The organism is Variovorax durovernensis, from assembly GCF_977011995.1.
The window spans coordinates 5168506-5184411 of record NZ_CDRNCW010000001.1 but is presented as its reverse complement, the minus strand read 5'-3'; the positions used below and the strand labels follow the sequence as shown (position 1 = coordinate 5184411).

The 15906-nt window shown below is 67.7% G+C and carries 14 protein-coding genes; 4 read left to right on the top strand and 10 right to left on the bottom strand.

Annotated elements, in window-relative coordinates:
• Window positions 1-10: 10 nt before the first annotated feature.
• The 7 genes from blaOXA to ACWV14_RS24575 form a co-directional block, all read right to left on the bottom strand.
• Window positions 11-877 (bottom strand): class D beta-lactamase, encoded by an 867-nt coding sequence (blaOXA, locus tag ACWV14_RS24605; protein WP_454904218.1) that lies wholly within the window; start codon window positions 875-877, stop codon window positions 11-13.
• Window positions 878-1015: 138 nt separating this feature from the next.
• A complete protein-coding gene (locus ACWV14_RS24600) occupies window positions 1016-1384 on the bottom strand; it encodes a SnoaL-like domain-containing protein (RefSeq protein WP_454904216.1) in 369 nt (122 codons plus the stop codon).
• A 66-nt stretch (window positions 1385-1450) separates the two neighbouring features.
• On the bottom strand, window positions 1451-1675 hold the full coding sequence (locus ACWV14_RS24595) for a hypothetical protein (protein ID WP_454904215.1): 225 nt from the start codon (window positions 1673-1675) through the stop codon (window positions 1451-1453).
• Between the two features lie 37 nt (window positions 1676-1712).
• The gene (locus ACWV14_RS24590; protein ID WP_454904214.1) at window positions 1713-2147 is read right to left on the bottom strand and encodes a hypothetical protein; all 435 of its coding nucleotides are present in this window, start codon (window positions 2145-2147) and stop codon (window positions 1713-1715) included.
• A gap of 7 nt (window positions 2148-2154) precedes the next feature.
• Window positions 2155-2676 (bottom strand): VOC family protein, encoded by a 522-nt coding sequence (locus ACWV14_RS24585; RefSeq protein ID WP_454904213.1) that lies wholly within the window; start codon window positions 2674-2676, stop codon window positions 2155-2157.
• A 21-nt stretch (window positions 2677-2697) separates the two neighbouring features.
• Window positions 2698-3345 (bottom strand): hypothetical protein, encoded by a 648-nt coding sequence (locus ACWV14_RS24580; RefSeq protein ID WP_454904212.1) that lies wholly within the window; start codon window positions 3343-3345, stop codon window positions 2698-2700.
• Window positions 3346-3385: 40 nt separating this feature from the next.
• The gene (locus tag ACWV14_RS24575) at window positions 3386-9397 is read right to left on the bottom strand and encodes an alpha-2-macroglobulin family protein (protein WP_454904211.1); all 6012 of its coding nucleotides are present in this window, start codon (window positions 9395-9397) and stop codon (window positions 3386-3388) included.
• A 175-nt stretch (window positions 9398-9572) separates the two neighbouring features.
• On the opposite strand from ACWV14_RS24575, the gene opgC reads away from it, so the two are divergent.
• Window positions 9573-10715 (top strand): OpgC domain-containing protein, encoded by a 1143-nt coding sequence (gene opgC, locus ACWV14_RS24570; protein WP_454904210.1) that lies wholly within the window; start codon window positions 9573-9575, stop codon window positions 10713-10715.
• Window positions 10716-10721: 6 nt separating this feature from the next.
• On the opposite strand, the gene ACWV14_RS24565 is transcribed toward opgC, so the two are convergent.
• From ACWV14_RS24565 to ACWV14_RS24555, 3 genes are all read right to left on the bottom strand, one after another.
• Window positions 10722-11486, bottom strand: a complete 765-nt coding sequence (locus ACWV14_RS24565; RefSeq protein WP_454904209.1) for an SGNH/GDSL hydrolase family protein — start codon at window positions 11484-11486, stop codon at window positions 10722-10724.
• A 99-nt stretch (window positions 11487-11585) separates the two neighbouring features.
• Window positions 11586-12356 (bottom strand): anti-sigma factor, encoded by a 771-nt coding sequence (locus ACWV14_RS24560; protein WP_454904208.1) that lies wholly within the window; start codon window positions 12354-12356, stop codon window positions 11586-11588.
• Window positions 12357-12387: 31 nt separating this feature from the next.
• Entirely contained in the window at window positions 12388-12963 is a 576-nt protein-coding gene (locus ACWV14_RS24555) for an RNA polymerase sigma factor (protein WP_454904206.1), read from the bottom strand.
• Window positions 12964-13144: 181 nt separating this feature from the next.
• Here ACWV14_RS24555 and ACWV14_RS24550 point away from each other — a divergent pair, with 181 nt between their 5' ends.
• Genes ACWV14_RS24550 through ACWV14_RS24540 form a run of 3 tightly spaced genes read left to right on the top strand, consistent with a single transcriptional unit; the run spans window position 13145 to window position 15896 of the window.
• Window positions 13145-13684: a hypothetical protein gene (locus ACWV14_RS24550; RefSeq protein ID WP_454904204.1), complete on the top strand. Its 540-nt coding sequence runs from the start codon at window positions 13145-13147 to the stop codon at window positions 13682-13684.
• Window positions 13685-13723: 39 nt separating this feature from the next.
• Window positions 13724-15034: a hypothetical protein gene (locus ACWV14_RS24545; protein ID WP_454904203.1), complete on the top strand. Its 1311-nt coding sequence runs from the start codon at window positions 13724-13726 to the stop codon at window positions 15032-15034.
• A 22-nt stretch (window positions 15035-15056) separates the two neighbouring features.
• Window positions 15057-15896 carry a hypothetical protein gene (locus tag ACWV14_RS24540; protein ID WP_454904201.1) on the top strand — a complete coding sequence of 280 codons (840 nt, stop codon included), beginning with the start codon at window positions 15057-15059 and terminating at the stop codon, window positions 15894-15896.
• Window positions 15897-15906 lie beyond the last annotated feature (10 nt).

Genomic DNA, 15906 nt, shown 5'->3' with positions numbered 1-15906 from the left:
TCGTGTCGCCTCAGCGCGATGTGTCGGGCATCACGCCCAGGTCGGCCAGCAGCGCACGTCCGATCGTGATGCGCTTCGGCGCATCCTCGTCGCGGCGCATGTCCATGTTGAGCGCGAAGCTCTTCACGCCGCCGTCCGCGCCGGCGACCCAGCCCACCCACCAGCCGAGAGATTCCGGCGGCTTGTAGTACCAGCCGGTCTTGGCGTGCAGCGCATGGGTGGGCGTTTTTTCGACGAGGGTGATGTCGTGCACCATGTCCTGCGTGCGCGCCGACAGCGGCAACTGTCGCTGCCCCAGCCGCGCAAGAAAGCGCGCCTGCTCGATCGCGGAAATCTTCAGCGGCCCGTCGAGCCAGAAGCGGTCGGCCACGTCGCCCAGCGCCTCGTTGCCGTAGTGCAGGCGCGCGATCCACTCTTTCATGCGCGCCAGGCCAATGCGCCGCGCCACGCCCTGGTAGACCGGCAGGTTCGACACGCGAATCGCGTCGCGCAGGTTCATGTCGTGCGCCCACTCCGCGCGGCGCTGTGGCTTGCCGCCGTAGGGCAGCACCTCGTCGATGTCTTTCACCGCGCCGGTCTCCAGCGCGATCAGGCTGTTGGGAATCTTGTAGGTCGATGCGGGCACGAAGCGCTGGCCGGCGCGCCTGGCATCGACCAGCGTGAGCTTCGCCGTGGCGGCGTCGAACAGCGCGAAGGTGCCGGGCGTGCCGGCGGCGGTGAAATGGCGGGCGAGGTCCGCGCGCTCCTGGGCGGCAGCATCGGGCGCGGTGGCTGCATGGGCCAGGCCGCCGTGCCACGCGGCGGCGAGTGCGGCGACGGTTGCGCTGCCGCGTACCAGCAGTGCGCGGCGGTGTTCGTCGGGTGTGGAAGAGGGCATGAAAGCACGAGAGCGGAAGTTGTGACGGCGCGAATCATCCGGCCGCCCTCGCGCCGCGACAACGCGGGCGGCGATGCCTGTCGTCACTGCCGTAACCGGCGTAACCGTTACGCCGGTTACGCCGGTTATGGGAGGCGGCTACGCGCCCATCGAATAGAAGAACTCTTCCCGCACGATCGCGCCGTCGCGCACCGTGTACAGGCCGGCTTCTTCCATCTTGAAACGCTGGCCGGTGGCCTTCATGGTCACGTCGAATTCGAAGCCGACGATGAAGCGGTCGTCGTGCGGCCACGGGCCCGTGACCTTGAACGAATGCACCTCGTGGTTGTCGCTCCACCACTTGCCCTTGGCCTCGATGGCCGCAAGGCCCACCGCCTCGCGCTGCTGGCCCGGCGGAGCGCCCGCCTCGACGCTCACGGCGTCATCGGCATAGAGCGATTTCGCGTCTTCGAACTTTCCCTGCCGGCACAACGCGACGAGCTGGTTCGCGATTTCAAGCGTGGTCATGGCCTGTCTCCTGAGGAAGAGGGGAAGGCAGTTTAGGCCGATGCGTGTCTTGCTGGGCGTGCGATTTCAGGAGTAGATAAAACCGACGGTCAAAAAGTAGATGACCAGGAGAACAGCCATTACACCCTTGGCGTTTTCTATGGCGAACTGAATCCGGCTCGATATGGCTTCGTCCGTGAGTCGCGATTGAAGCGCATGTCCCGGAGGCAGAAGCCTGCGAAGCAAATAGCTGCCGACGCCGATGACGAGGGCAAGAACAATCACGAAGAGTATGGGCAACAGGTAGACCATCGATCGGCTCGTAACAAGATGAAGCGATTGTGCGTGCCTACCAGCTGCACTTCTTGCCGTCGTCGGACCCGACATCCTGCGAGAACGAATACTGCTTGCCGTTGCGCAGGTTCTTGTAGTCGAAGCCGTAGATGTTCGCGCCCTGGGTCGTCACCACGTACTGGCCGGCGATGCGGCCGTCGAGGATCTCGGCCCAGGTGGTGATGTATTCCCACGGACGGCCTTCGGGCTTGTCGCCGACTTCGTTCTTGACCGGGACGATGGTGATCACGCGGGAAGATCCCTTGTACCTGACGTAGCCACCGGACCAGTTGCTGTTCGGGTCGGAAAACACCCGCCATTCCAGGCGGATCGATTGCGCGGAGGACTCCGTCAGGCAGCGGTAGTCGACGGAAACCGGCGCATCGCCCGATGCGGCCAGTGCAGACAAGGGCAGCAGAAGTCCTGCGAGCGCGAGGCGGATATTTTTCATTTCGCCGCTATGCGTCGTCGTTGGGTTGGATCAGGTCCCATTTGTTGCCGCAGAGGTCCTGGAAGACCGCCACGGTGCCGTGCGGCTCGTGGCGCGGCTCCTCGAGGAAGCGGACGCCGTGCGATGTCATGTGGGCGTGGTCGGACGCAAAGTCCGAGGTGTGAAGGAACAGGAAGACGCGGCCGCCGGCCTGCTTGCCGATGCCGGCTTCCTGGTCGTCGGTCACTGCCTTGGCCAGCAGCAGCGCCGCACCCGCATTGCGCGCGGGCGCGACCACCACCCAGCGCTTGCCGGGTCCGCGCGGTGTGTCTTCGAGCAGCTCGAAGCGCAGCGCCTCGGTGAAGAAGCGGATGGCTTCGTCGTAGTCGTGCACGAGCAGGGTGACGGTGGCAAGTTGGCGTGCGGCGGGCGAGGCCGTTTCTTCGAGCGTGTCCCATGGCTTGGTGCACGCCAGGGCCTCGTCGTGCGGCGTCGTCGGCGTGGAAGCCGGATGAAGAGGCGCGCGGCCGATGCGGACGGGCTTCTTCATCTTCATGGCCTCCGGGGTTGCTCAGTTAAAAACAATCGCGGTCTTGTGCGCAATGCTCAGCTGGGCCGCTTCGTAGAGCCGCAGCCACGAAACGTATTCCCGGTGGAGGCCCTCGTCGGCGTCGATCAGCCTGCCGATTCGCGCCACTTCCTCGTCCGACAGCTGGCCGTCGGTGAGGGTGATGCCTAGCGCGGGGGCGACCAGTACCAGCTCGTCGCGCAGTCGGTACGAAGAGCCGAGCATGCCGCCGGCCAGTTGCTTGTCGTCATCCGGTTCGGAATACAGCACCTCGTCGAAATCGACCGGCACATAGAACCCCTCTGCGTCCGAGTGGCAGACCAGGTGGCTCTCCGAGCTATAGAGCACGTCTTCGACTGCCGGATCTTCCGAGGGGTCGACACCGTCTTCCACCGGCGTTGCCATCCAGTCGGGCGAGTTCGCGCGGTGCGCGTAGGCCCGGCGCAGGTAGTGGATGAACGAGTACGGGAAGCCGCCGATGGCCGCACGCGAGTGCAGCGGCGGCAGTTCACGGGGCTCGGCGTGCGGCGGAAGGCCCGCCGCCGCCAGCACCTTGTTCACCACCGCGAGTTCCTCCTGGAGCCATTCGGCTCCTTCGGGATCGTGTTCGAGCAGATCGACGAGCACGCCGATGCTGATTGCGAGGCCCACTGTGTTCTCCCTTTCTTTTGATCGTCGGCAGGGGAAGCGGCTACTTCGCCGCCTCCACCTTCACCCGCGCGTTCGGCGTCTCGCCGAACATCTCCGGCGCGTACATCGCTTCGACGCGGCTCGGCGGCAGCGCGAAGTCGCCGACGTTGTTCAGGCGCACGGTGTATTCCATCTTCACCACGCCCTTGGGCAGGTACTCGTAATAGCTGCGGAAGGCCTCGAAGCTGCGTTCCTCGAACGCAGGCCAGCCCGCGCCGCTCTTCTTCTCGCCCTGCGTGGCGATCTGCGAGTCGCGGCCCAGGCCGCTGCCGAGGATGGTGGCGCCGCCCGGAATCGGGTCGCTGATGACGACCCAGGTCATGTCGGCGCTGGCGTTGACTTCGATGCTCACACGCAGCACGTCGCCGCGCGTGTACTTGCCGGCCACTGCCTGCTCGACCGGGGTGACGGTCTTCTTGATGGCGTAGCCGGCCGCGAACGGCGCCTTCAGCTGCACGGCGGCAATCGACTGCAGCGTGAGCCACGGCTTGCCGGTGCCCTGCTGCGTTACCAGCAGCGTGTCGCGCGTCGGCGCGCCCGATGGCGATGCGGCCCACGGCAGGAACATGGTGTTGTTCTTCAGGTTGCCCGGCGAGGCGGGCGCGCCGAAGAAGGTGGTCTGGTTGGGCGCGCCGGCCGGGTCGCTGGCCTTCACGCGCTCGACCTTGCTCCAGTCGACCTGTGCCTTCACCGCGCCCAGCGTGGCGGCGGTAACGCCGGACACCGGCGTGCTCTCGAACACCTTGCTGAACTTCTCCAGCGCCAGCCCGCCCCACAGGTTGGCGGTGGTGGTGTGCCACGCGCCGTTCTGCTGGCGGCCGATGAAGCCGTTGGCGAGCTTGCCGATGTCGTCCTTCCAGCCCGGGTCGTCCATCACGCTGAGCAGCAGGCGGGCGGTGTTGACGTCGCCGTTGGTCATCAGCCACCACCAGTAGTCGTCCTGCTCGGTGCTGAAGATCAGCTTGGTGCCCTGGTATGACAGGCGCGCCTTCAGCACGTTGTTGGCTTCGTCCAGGCGTTGCTGGCGCTGCGGCACGTCGTTCACGCGTTTGAGGATGTTGAGCCAGTCGATCACCGCGCTGGTGGGCCACTGGTTCGGCGCGATGGTGATGCTGCCGAGCATGCTCCCCTTGGCCTTGCCGTAGCGCGAGAGCGCTTCGAGCGCGGCGAGCTTGCGCACGTCCAGGTCCTTGCGCGGGCTCCAGAAGTCGCGCGTGATGCGGCCTTCGACGAAGGCGATCAGGCCCGACTCCATCGGCGCGCGCACGTCGTCGGCGAGCGCGAAGGCGGGGTCGAGCGCGGCGGCTTCGTTGGTGGCCGCGAGCAGGTACGACGTGAGGATGTCGCTGCCGCGGTTGGCCTCGCCGTCGCGCGGCGGGAAGTAGCTGGCCAGGCCGTCGCTGTCCAGGTAGGTGGGCAGTTGGGCCAGCACGCCCTGCCACATCTTCGCGTCGCGCAGGCCGACCGACTTGCTGGTCTTCTGCTCGAGGCAGATGAAGGGGTAGTTGGCGAACCAGTCGCGCACGCCCGGCAGGCCTTCGGCCAGCTTGGGTTGCAACGCGAGCTTCAGGCCGCCGCGGCCGGGGAGGGCGTCGGCGGGCGGGGCCACGTCGAGCGTGAACGGCCCGTCGAGCTGCACCAGCGTGGCCTGCTGCACCGTGAGCGGCACCGAAGGCACGATGCGCTGGCGAACCTTGAGGGCATCGCGCGCGCCGCCGATGGTGTCCTTGGCCTCGATTTCCCAAAGGATGGCTTCGGCGCGCGTCTGCGCGAGCTGCGCGGGCGCGGTCACGTTCCATGCGACTTCACGCGCTTCGCCGGCCGGGATGTCCACGGTCTGCGGCTCCAGCGTGAGCAGGGTGGCGCGCGGCGTGGCCTCGACCTTCATCGGCTTCTGCGTGGTGTTGCGCAGCGTGATCTGGGCGCGGAACTGGTCGTCCTCGCGCACCAGCGGCGGCAGGCCGCTGATGATCTGCAGGTCCTGCGTGGCCTGGATGCTCGCCTGGCCGGTGCCGAACAGGCCCACGCCCGAATCGGCCACGGCCACGATCTTGAAGGTGGTGAGCGCGTCGTTCAGCGGCACCGTCACCACGGCCTGGCCGTTGGCGTCGAGCACCACCTTCGGGTTCCACACCAGCAGGGTGTCGAGCAGCTCGCGCGTCTGGCCCTTGCCACCGCCGCCGCCCGCGGGCACGGCCTTGCGACCGTAGTGGCGCCGGCCGACGATTTCCATCTGCGCCGTGGAGGTGCTCACGCCCCAGCTGCGCCGCTGCAGCATGGCGGTCAGCAGGTTCCAGCTGTCGTTGGGCATCAGCTCCAGCAGGGCCTGGTCGACCGCGGCCAGCGCCACTTCGGCGCCGGCGGCGGGCTTGCCGTCGGGCAGCTTGGCGTTGATGGTCACCTGGGCCTTGCTGCGGATCGGGTAGCTGGGCTTGTCGCTGGTGACGGTCACGTCGAGCTGGTGGGCCTGCGTGCCCACGCGGATCTCGGCCATGCCCAGGCGATAGGCGGGCTTGCTCAGGTCGACCATCGCCGTGGGCGCGACGTATTCCTTGCCCTCGTACCAGAAGGCCGTCCACCACTCGCGCGGCGACTTGAAGCCCCAGGTGAAGAAGCTGTACCACGGCACTTCGCGCAGGCGGCCGCGCAGGGCGAGCACGCTCACGTAGGCGTTGGGGCCCCACTCGGGCTTGACCTCCAGGGTGACGGTCGGATCCTTGCCGTCGAGCTGCACCACGTGCGTCTCGATGATGCCTTCGCGTTCCACGGCGACCAGCGCGGTCGCGAAGCGGAACGGGCTGCGCACCTGGAACTTGGCGACTTCGCCGGGCTGGTAGCTCTTCTTCTCGGGCAGCACGTCGATGCGGTCGTTGTCCTCGCCGCCGAACCAGAGTTCGCCCTGCTTCGTCACGTAGACGGAGCTGACGGCCTTGGCGTCGCGCCCTTCGCTGTCGGTGGCGCTGGCGATGAGTTCGACTTCGCCCGCTTCCTTCAGCTCCGACTCGCACAGCAGCAGGCCGCGCGCGTCGCTCTTGCCGCTGCAGACGGTGCCGATGTCCTTGGTCTCGGTCTTGTTGTCGTAGGTGTAGAAGCCGCCCACCATGCGCTTGCGGCTGGTGGTGGTGATGCGCGCCACGGCGCGCACGTTGAGCGTCACGCCCGCCTGGGGCTTGCCCGTGAGGTCGAGCGCGAGCGCCTGGAACTTCAGCTTCTGGGCGGTGGAGACCCAGCCCTCGGTCTTGATGCCCGCGATGACGGAAGCCGGCCACAGCGTCTGCGTGCTGCGGATGGTCTGCACTTCGCCGTTCGGGTCGGCATAGGTGGCTTCGAGCAGCAGTTCGCGCGCCGACTTGACCTTGGGCACCTTGTCGATCGTGACCTTGCCGGCGCCGTCCTTGTTCAGGGTGAGCGGCAGCTTGTCGGCGATCACGCGGGTGTCGTTCACGCTGTTGAGGTCTTCCTCGCCCGCGTTCGAATCCGACGCGGGCGCCGCGGCCTCGCTGCCGTCGCCCTGCGTGGCGCGCGGCGGGTTGAAGCTGAAGGCGTCGTAGTCGGAGAAGCTCAGGCTCTTGCCGCGCACCATGGCCGACACGCGCACCGGCAGGTTGGCCGCGCCGCCGCCGGCGACGTAGTTGATCTGCACGTCGGCCGGCACGCTGGTGGCAGCGACCAGCGGTTTCTTTTCGGTGGGCGCGATGCGGCCTTCGAGCACGGGCAGGCGGAATTCCTCGACGCGGAACATGCCGGTGCTGAAGCTGCGGTCGTAGCCCCCGTCGCCGTCACCTTCGCTGTCGCCGTCCTTGCCGCCGCCGGAGCGCAGCATCACCTCGTACACACCGAGCTTGGCGGCGGGCGGAATGGCAAAGCTGTTCTCCGCGCTCAGGCCGCCGGTGGCGGTCTTGCGCCAGTTCAGCGGCTGGGTGAAGCGCTGGCCGCTGCCCACGTGGGTGATGACCAGCGTGTCGGGGCGGTTCTCGGGCAGGCCGAAACCCTTGCTGGTCTGCGTGCGGATCAGGCTCTTCATCGACACCGTCTCGCCGGCGCGCAGCAGCGTGCGGTCGAAGATGGTGTGGGCGATGCGGTCGGGCTCGGCCTGCAGGTTGGTCGGCACGTTGAAGCGCCAGGGCTCGATGCCGCGCTGCCAGTCGCTCCAGGTGAAGGCGAGGTCTTCCACGCCCTTGTCGTCCTTGGCGCGGGCGCTGACGAACCAGGCGCCGCTGTCGTATTCGTTCGGGCCGTTGCACGACGGCGCCTGCGGCGAGATGCCGTTGAGCATGACGATGCCGTTGGCGTCGGTGGTGCCGCTGGCCACGGCCTTGCCGTCGCAGCTGGACACGCGCACTTCTGCGCCGGCCACGACCTTGCCCTTGTCGAGCGTTGTCACCCAGGCTATGGAGTTCTCGCGGCCCAGCTTGAAATGCACCGCCAGGTTGGTGGCCAGCGCGGTGGTGCGCACGTACATCGTGCGCCCGGCGTTGTAGCGCTCGTCGAGCAGCGCCTCGCCCAGCTTCTGCGAGGCGATTTCCAGCACGTGGAAGCCCGGGGTCAGCGGCACGCCGATGACTTCGAAGGGGCGCGGATCACCGGCGTCCGACTTGGGCATGTCCAGCGTCTTCACGCCTGCCTGGCCCGACAGCAGCGACAGCATGCGCGTCTGCAGCGTGGTGCGGTCGTCCTTGTCGATCACCGGGGGCAACTGGCCCTTGACGTCCTTGCGCGCCTGTTCGCGCGAGATGGTGAAGCTGTCGTAGCGGCGCACCTTGCGGAACCACGCGATGATTTCGGCGTCGGTCTTCGGGTTCATGTCGCTGACCTTGCCGGGCGTGAGGGCCTGCACCATCAGCTGCGGCTCCACGCGGCGCACGGTGACCGGCATCATGGCCGGGGTGTCGGGCTCGGCCAGCCGCTCGACCACGCCGAAGGGCGAGGCGGCGAACTTGGCCAGCGGCGGCATCATGCCGGTGGCCACCTTCATCGGGAAGCTGCCGGGCGAGGCCAGCGGGCGGCCCGAGGCGTCCTCGAACTTGGAAGGCAGCTCGATGGTGAACTGCGTGCTCTCGCTCAGCGGGGGCTCGAAGCTCACGCTGTTGACCACGTCGTCGTCGCTCTGCGTGCCGCCGTCGTTGTCGAGCTTGGCCTTGATGGTCTTGTCGCCCTTGAGCTGGATCTGCGAGGCCAGCTTGCGCGTGACCGGCGCATTGAACTGCAGCTGCATCGGGCGCAGCGGCAGGCAGGCGGCCTGCGCGTTCTCGCGCTCGCAAGTGAACGATGCCGCGAAGGGTTCGCGCACCTGGAACTCGAGGCGGCGTTCCACGTTGTTGGGCACGCCGGAGGGCGTGGCCACGCCCTTGCCGTAGACGATCTGCACCTTGGCGCCGGGCGTCAGCGTGCGGTTGCACTGCATGGTGACGAAGCGCAGCGGCTCTTTCTCGGCCGCCTTGTCGCGGCCGAAGGCCTTGAGCAGCCCGGCGCGCTGGTCGCCGTCGAGCAGCTTGACCGGAATACGCTCGCCCACGCCGTCGGCGGAGCACCAGACGTTCTGGCGCACGCTGTCGAGCGTGGCCGCGCCGTTGAGTTCGAGCACGAACATCTGCTGTTCGTCGATGCGGCTGTAGCTGCCCGGCATGTAGCCGCGCACGAACGGGCCGCCGCTGTTGAACTGGTAGCGCTCCGGGCCGGTCAGCTCGCCGCTGGCGGGCTTGAAAGTGGGAATGCGCGTGACGGTGCAGCGCACGCCGGGGGGCAGGTCGTTCTCGAAGTCGTAGACCCAGGCCTTGGCGTCGGTCCAGCGGCCGGTGCCCTTGCCGGCCTGCGCGTCGGTGCAACTGACCGACAACGGCGAGGGGGCCTTTGGGTCGCCGAAATTGATGGCGGGCTGGTCGAACTTGGCAACGATCTGGCGCACGCGCGCCACTTCGCCCTGGGGCGTGAGGCTGGTGATCTGGAGGGCATGGCCCGGGCCGGACAGGAGCGCGCCGCCGGCCAGGAGCAATGTTGGAAGGAAACGGTTCACTTTTTTGTATCTCCACCTAGAGGCAGCGCGCAGCGTAGCCGATTTGAACGACGATTCGACAGTGCCAAGGGTCATATGTCCTTCGCGTTCGCAGCGCGGGTACGCCGGTCTTCTTACAATCGAGGCCCTCGTGCGTGCGCCGCGCGGACCGCCACCAAGACCTCGCCGCCGACCGATGAAACGCTACTGGGAAATAGACGCCTTGCGCGGGCTGATGCTCGTGCTCATGACCGTCACCCACCTCCCCACGCGACTGACCGACCCGCTGGGTCAGCCTTTTGGTTTCGTTTCCGCCGCCGAGGGCTTCGTGCTGCTGTCGGCTTTCGTGGCCGGGCTGGTGTACAGCCGCATCGGCTATGCGCGCGGCGTGGACTCGATGCGCCAGGCCTTCTGGCGCCGCGTGCTCAAGGTCTACCTGTGCCAGGCGGCGATCCTGCTGTTCCTGTTCACCGTGATCGCGGCGCTCGGCCTGCACATCGACCAGCCGGCCGTGAAGAACCTGGTGTCTTACTACCTGGCCGAGCCGCGCGACGGCTTCCTGTACGGGCTGCTGCTGATCTACGAGCCGGCGCTGCTCGACATCCTGCCGATGTACATCTTTTTCATGCTCATGAGCCCTTGGGTGCTGGCTTTTGCCATGCGCCACGGCTGGTCATGGGTGATGGCGGTGAGCGCGACCGTGTGGGCCGCGGCGCAGTTCGGCCTCAGCGAATGGGTGTACGGGCTGGCCGTGCATTACCTTGGCGTGCCGGTGCCGTTCCACGAGATGGGCGCGTTCAACACCTACGCGTGGCAGTTCCTGTGGTTCGCCGGCCTGTGCATCGGCGCCACCCGCAACGGGCCGGGCGCGAAGCCCTTGAACTTTCCGGTGTGGGTGCTGCTGCTGGCGGCGGGCATTGCGCTTTACGGCCTGTACTGGCGCCACCACGGCATCAACGGGCAGGCTCCGTTCGGCGGCGACGTAGAACTGAACCTGCTATTCGACAAATGGCAGCTCGGCCCGCTGCGGCTGGTGAACCTGGTGGCACTGGGCATCCTGGCGGTGCGCTTCGGACCGTGGCTCATGCGTCGCATACCGCGGCTGCACTGGCTGGAAGCGATGGGCTCTGCGTCGCTGCCGGTGTTCTGCGCGCACCTCGTGGCGGTGCTGCTGGTGCTGGCCTTCTACGGCGACAGCCAGACCGCGCGGCCCTGGTGGGGCGACGGCCTGCTGCTGCTGGCGGTGTTCTCGGGGATGTACTTCGTGGCGCGCTTCACGCGCGGTGCCGACGTGCCGCCGCCGGCCGACGACGTGCCGACGGAGCCGGCACGGGCCTGACCGGCTTCAGGGCTGGGCGGTGACGGGCGCTGCCGGCAGCGGAGCGGCCGGCAGGTGCGGCGCTATCACCGAGTGCCACAGCCGGTAGCCCTCGTCCGTCATGTGCAGCTTGTCGCCTCGGAACAGTTCCATGCGCGGACGGCCGTCAGCGCCGAGCATGGGGGTGTAGATGTCGATGAACTCGCTGTTGGGCAGCAGGTTGAGGTAGGCCGAGATCACGTGGTTGGTCTCGCGGATCTGCGGCAGCAGCTGTTCGCGCGAGGGGCTGGGCTTGACCGAGACGAAGCTGATGCGCGTATCGGGCAGCTCGGCGCGCACCGCGTTGGCAAAGCGCGCGAAGCTGTCGAGCACCTGCAGCGGGGTGCGGCCCTCGGCCAGGTCGTTGTCGCCGGCATAGACCACCACCTGGCGTGGCTTGTAGCGCACCACGAGGTCGCGTGCGAACAGGCTGCAGTCGTTCAGCGTGGAACCGCCGAAGCCGCGGTTCACGACGCCGCCGGGCACGCGGGCGAAATCTTGCGCGAGGCGGGTCCACATGCGCACCGTGGAGCTGCCGACGAACACCACGCCGCCGGGGGCGGGAAAGCGCTCCTGGTCGGCGCGCGCGAAGGCCGCGAGCTCGTTGTGCCAGCGCTCCTTGGCGGCCAGGTAGTCGCGCGCGGAAGCGGCCTCGGCCGCGGCCGTCTCGGACTCCTGGGGGAAGAAAGCAGGCTGGGCGTGGGCGGCGAGCGTCGCCGTCAGCAGGGCGACCGCGGCGAGCGCGGTTTTCATCGAAAACATCGGAAGGACGGGAAGAAGTACGAAGGGCGGGCGGGGTTTTCTACCACGACGCCCCAGGGCCCGTGGCCGTTGACAGGCAAGCCGCCCGGCCTAGATGGTTTTCTCGATCAGCGCGCCCTTGAACACGACCGGTCCCTTCGGTCCGCTGCCCGGCGGCACGCCGCCCTTGGCTTCCAGCGTGATGGCCAGCGTGGGCACGGCATGCACGTCGGACTCCGATGCGGCAAGGCGAAGGCCCGGCGCGTTGTCGAGCACGCCCAGCGAGCGCGGCGCGCCGCCCGGCGGCAGCGCCCAGAGCTGCAGCGACTTGTCGTTGCCCTCGTTGAAGCCACCCACGCGCTGCAGCACCAGCTGCTTCTTCCTGGGGTCGAAGGTCACGAGCATCGAGGCCGCGTCCTTGTCGTCGTTCAGCACGGCCACGTACTGCACCGCGGGGGCGTTGTGCAGCTGGTCGCGCAGGTTGAGGCCGACCGTCACGGCCAGCACGGTGGCCAGCGCGCCGGCCGCCGTGGCGCCGCGCCAGAGGGTGAGGCTGCGCAGCCAGCCTCCTTGCTGCGGCTGCCGGGATTTGTCGGCGTCGCGCGCATTGGCGGCGTCGCGCTGGCGTTCGATGGCGAGCGTGGCCTGCTCGGCGTCGATCATGTTGCGGATGCGGGTCCACACCGCGGGGTCGGGCGTGACGGAGGGCTGCAGCTCGGTCATGCTGGCGAGCCGGCCTTGCCAGACCAGCGCCGCGGCGCGCACCGGCGCCTGCTCGCGGGCCAGGGACTCGAAGCGGCGGCGGGCGCCTCCGCGCAGGGTGCCGAGGGCGTGGCTCGCGGCCAGCAGCTCGAGCAGTTCGGGATGTGCGATGAGATTCATAGGAGGACCGCCTTCGTCGTCGTCATCGCATTCATGCAAAGCGTCCCATGCAGACGCGCAGTTTCTCCAGCCCGCGCCGGATCCATGTCTTGACCGTGCCAAGCGGCAGCTTGAGCTGGTCGGCCAGTTCGCCGTGGCTCATTTCGCGCAGGTAGGCCAGGCTGACCACCTCGCGCTGCCGGCCCTCGAGCTGGCTGAGGCACTGGTGCAGCGCCCACGCCTGCTCGCTGGCATCGGCGGTATCCGCCGGGTTGGGTGCATCCGATTCGAGGGTGTCGGCCATCAGCTCGTCGAATTCCTGGGTGAGCTGGGCGCGGTCGGCGGTGCGCCGGCGCAACAGGTCGAGCGCCCGGCTGCGAACGATCAGGCCCAGCCATGCCAGCGGCGGACTGAGCGAGGAGCGATAGTCGCCCGCGACTCGCCAGACAGTCAGAAAGGCTTCCTGGAGAACGTCCTCCGCCCACTCGCGTTGCCGTACGACGCGCATCGCCAGGCCCATGAGCTTGGGCGAGGTCCGGTCGTAGAGCAGGCGCAGTGCGGCTTCGTCGCGATGGCCGATCCGGTCGATCAGCGCCATCAGTTCGGCGTCGGGGCTGGGTACTGTCATCGACGGATTGTCGGGCATGGGGGCGCATGCCTGATATACGGGCGTCTCCCCGGGTCGGATTCAGACAAGAGGCCGTCCGCGTGTCAGGCGCATGAAAGCAAGTAGTCGAAACTTTTGTGTGCTTATGTGACCGTATACTGCCCCGAAAAACCGAGGGGCCGCGCGCGGTCGGGGAAGAGGAATGAAGCAACTTGCGATCGTCGTGGCGCTCTGCGTGGGCGCGTGGTACTTCTTTGTCGGCGGCCGCAAGCTCGACGAGCCGATGGTGCGCGACTACTACCGTAAGCAGGCAACGGCCATCGCGGCCCATGATGCCGACCGCCTGTGCAAGCAGCTCAGCCGCAAGGTGGTGATCGAGACGAAGATCACCGTGATGGGGCGCACCGAAGAGCACACGCACGACCGCGAAAGCGCATGCGCCGATGCGCATAAGACCATCGAGAACCTGCGTGCCATCAACGACCGGATGGGCGCCATCCTCAGCGTCGAGTACGACTACCACATCGATTCCGTCGAGGTCGCCACCGATCGCAAGAGCGCGATGGTCAAGGGCACCAGCGTGCTGAAGATGGGCGAATCGGCGGTGCAGCTCAAGACCAGCTTCAACCAGCGCCTGGAGCGCGAACTCGGCCAGATGCGCCTGGTGCATGCGGAGGACAGCACCGTGATGCGCCTGGGCGGGCGCGGCGCCATGAGTCAGGGCGATTTCTTCCGCAAGTAGAAGAAGACACCGAAAAAACCAAGCAAGGAAGTTGTCGCCATGATCGCCAGGGATTCGCTGCCTCCGCCTCCGCCGTTCTGGCACCGCCTCAACAGCTTCTTCGCCTTTCCCTTCCAGCTGCGGCCGCTGGCCTACGGCCTGCTGCTGTCGTTCTGCAGCCTGCTGTTCGAGGGCGTGTTCTTCCTGCCCGACGCGCTGGCGCTGGTCATCATCGAGATCGGCATCATGCTGGCGGCCAGCCGCTACAGCTTCAAGATCATCGCGCTGGGTGCGCGCGGCATCCGCGATTCGGCCGACTTCGGGCGCGAGTCGAGCGACGAGTGGACCTACCTGCCGTGGAAGCTGTTCGCCATCACGCTGGTGCAGGCCTTCCTGATCGGCTGGCTCGGCTGGTACGCGCCGATCCTCGGCACGGTGGGGCTGTTCGTCATGTCCTTCACCTTTCCGGCGGCGGTGATCGTGCTGGTGCAGTCCGGCAGCTTCTTCCAGGCCATGAACCCCGGCCACGTGATGGACGCGATGCGCATCATCGGCTGGCCGTATGCGCTGCTGTGCTTCTTCCTGTTCCTGCTGAGTTCGGGCGCGCAGGTGGCGCTGGCACTGGTGCTGCCGATGTTCGACGGGCGCATCGTGCTGCCGATCGCCAACTTCGCATTCATCTACTTCGGCTGGGTCATGGCGAGCCTGCTGGGCTACGTGATGTTCCAGCACCACGACGCCTTCGGCTTCGATGCCGCGCCGGGCAGCGAGCTCGACGGCGGCGCCCCGGCGGACCGCCGCACCCCAGAGCAGATCGCCGCGCAGCGCACCGATGCCGAGGTGGCGCAGCTGATCACCGAGGGCGACCTGGCCACCGCGCTGGGCACCGCCTACGAAGCGCAGCGCACTGCCGCGTCGGACGACCTCTCTGCACAGCGCCGCTACCACCGCGTGCTGGCCATGATGCCGGAGAAGAAGGACACCATGCTCGACCAGGCGCGGCGCTTCATTCCGCTGCTGATGCGGCGCGACCTCGCCTCCGAGGCGCTCAAGGTCTTCAAGGCCTGCCGCGAGCGCGAAAAGACCTTTTCGCTCGACGACCCGGCCATGGTGATTTCGATGGCGCGCGCCGAATGGCGCAACGGCGATGCGCACGCCACGCTGGCGCTGCTGTCGGGCTTCGACAAGCGTTTCCGCGGCCACGAGGCGATCCCCCAGGCTTATGAATTGGCGGCGCGCGCGCTGGTGCAGGGGCTGGGCCGCTCCGACATGGCGCAGCCCATCCTCACGACGATGGAGGCGCGCTACCCGAACAGCGAGCAGACGCAGGAAGTGCGGTGGCTGTTGCGGCCCACGCCGGCTGCGCAATAAGAGAGAAAACCAGAGAGGACCAATGAGAAAGAAAGAAGAAAAGACGTCCGCGCGCGCCGCGACGATGCGACCCGTGGCATTGGGCGCCGCGTTGTTGCTCAGCGCCTGCGTGACCACCCAGCCGCCGCTGACCGCGAAGCTGCCGCAGGAAGCGGCCGTTGCGGCGCCCGCCCTCGGCAGCTATGCGGCAGCCGACGGCTTCGTGCCCGTTGGCAAGACGGAAGTGCGCCTGCGTGGCAAGTCGTATCCCGAGGGCTTCGACCAGCTGCGGGTGGTGCGCCGCGATCACACGGGCGGCGCGGTGGCGGCGCAGGTTGCAATCAGCGTGCTGGCATCGGCCGTGGCAGGAGGCACCGTCGTCGGAGCGCAGGGGTTCTCCAAGGACGACCTGTCGGGCGACCCGGTCACGGAACTGGCGGGGCAGGCATGGGCCAGCAACCCCGGCATGAAGGAATTGCCGGAGGCGCTCGGCGATATCGCCACCCGTGTCTATGCCGCCCGGGCGTGGAAAGAGCTGCAGCGCGGCCGCAGTGAAACCGGATGGACGCGCGAGGACATGGAGTTCGCGGCCAGGCTGCCGGCCGTGGCCGACGCGCCGGTCAACCCCGGCCCATGGCGCCTGATCTACGAGAACCTGTCGGGTACCGACGAGCTGTACCGCCTGCAATTCCGCGCGGGGCTGGCCCTGGCGAGCCCGCGCTTCGGACTTCCGCCCATGCCGGCCAACTGCTTCTATCAGTCCGAACCGGTGGCCTGGACCGCATGGAAAGCCGACAACTGGCAGCGCCTTCGCGAAGAGCGCGCCAAGGCCCTCGACCAGTGCGTCAGCACGCTCGCGCAGACCCGCGCCGACCTGTGGTGAAGGTCGCCGC

Bases quoted from the DNA above. Each gene is read 5' to 3' on its own strand.
- blaOXA (WP_454904218.1), bottom strand. From the start codon at position 877: ATGCCCTCTTCCACACCCGACGAACACCGCCGCGCACTGCTGGTACGC.
- ACWV14_RS24600 (WP_454904216.1), bottom strand. From the start codon at position 1,384: ATGACCACGCTTGAAATCGCGAACCAGCTCGTCGCGTTGTGCCGGCAG.
- ACWV14_RS24595 (WP_454904215.1), bottom strand. From the start codon at position 1,675: ATGGTCTACCTGTTGCCCATACTCTTCGTGATTGTTCTTGCCCTCGTC.
- ACWV14_RS24590 (WP_454904214.1), bottom strand. From the start codon at position 2,147: ATGAAAAATATCCGCCTCGCGCTCGCAGGACTTCTGCTGCCCTTGTCT.
- ACWV14_RS24585 (WP_454904213.1), bottom strand. From the start codon at position 2,676: ATGAAGAAGCCCGTCCGCATCGGCCGCGCGCCTCTTCATCCGGCTTCC.
- opgC (WP_454904210.1), top strand. From the start codon at position 9,573: ATGAAACGCTACTGGGAAATAGACGCCTTGCGCGGGCTGATGCTCGTG.
- ACWV14_RS24565 (WP_454904209.1), bottom strand. From the start codon at position 11,486: ATGAAAACCGCGCTCGCCGCGGTCGCCCTGCTGACGGCGACGCTCGCC.
- ACWV14_RS24560 (WP_454904208.1), bottom strand. From the start codon at position 12,356: ATGAATCTCATCGCACATCCCGAACTGCTCGAGCTGCTGGCCGCGAGC.
- ACWV14_RS24555 (WP_454904206.1), bottom strand. From the start codon at position 12,963: ATGACAGTACCCAGCCCCGACGCCGAACTGATGGCGCTGATCGACCGG.
- ACWV14_RS24550 (WP_454904204.1), top strand. From the start codon at position 13,145: ATGAAGCAACTTGCGATCGTCGTGGCGCTCTGCGTGGGCGCGTGGTAC.
- ACWV14_RS24545 (WP_454904203.1), top strand. From the start codon at position 13,724: ATGATCGCCAGGGATTCGCTGCCTCCGCCTCCGCCGTTCTGGCACCGC.
- ACWV14_RS24540 (WP_454904201.1), top strand. From the start codon at position 15,057: ATGAGAAAGAAAGAAGAAAAGACGTCCGCGCGCGCCGCGACGATGCGA.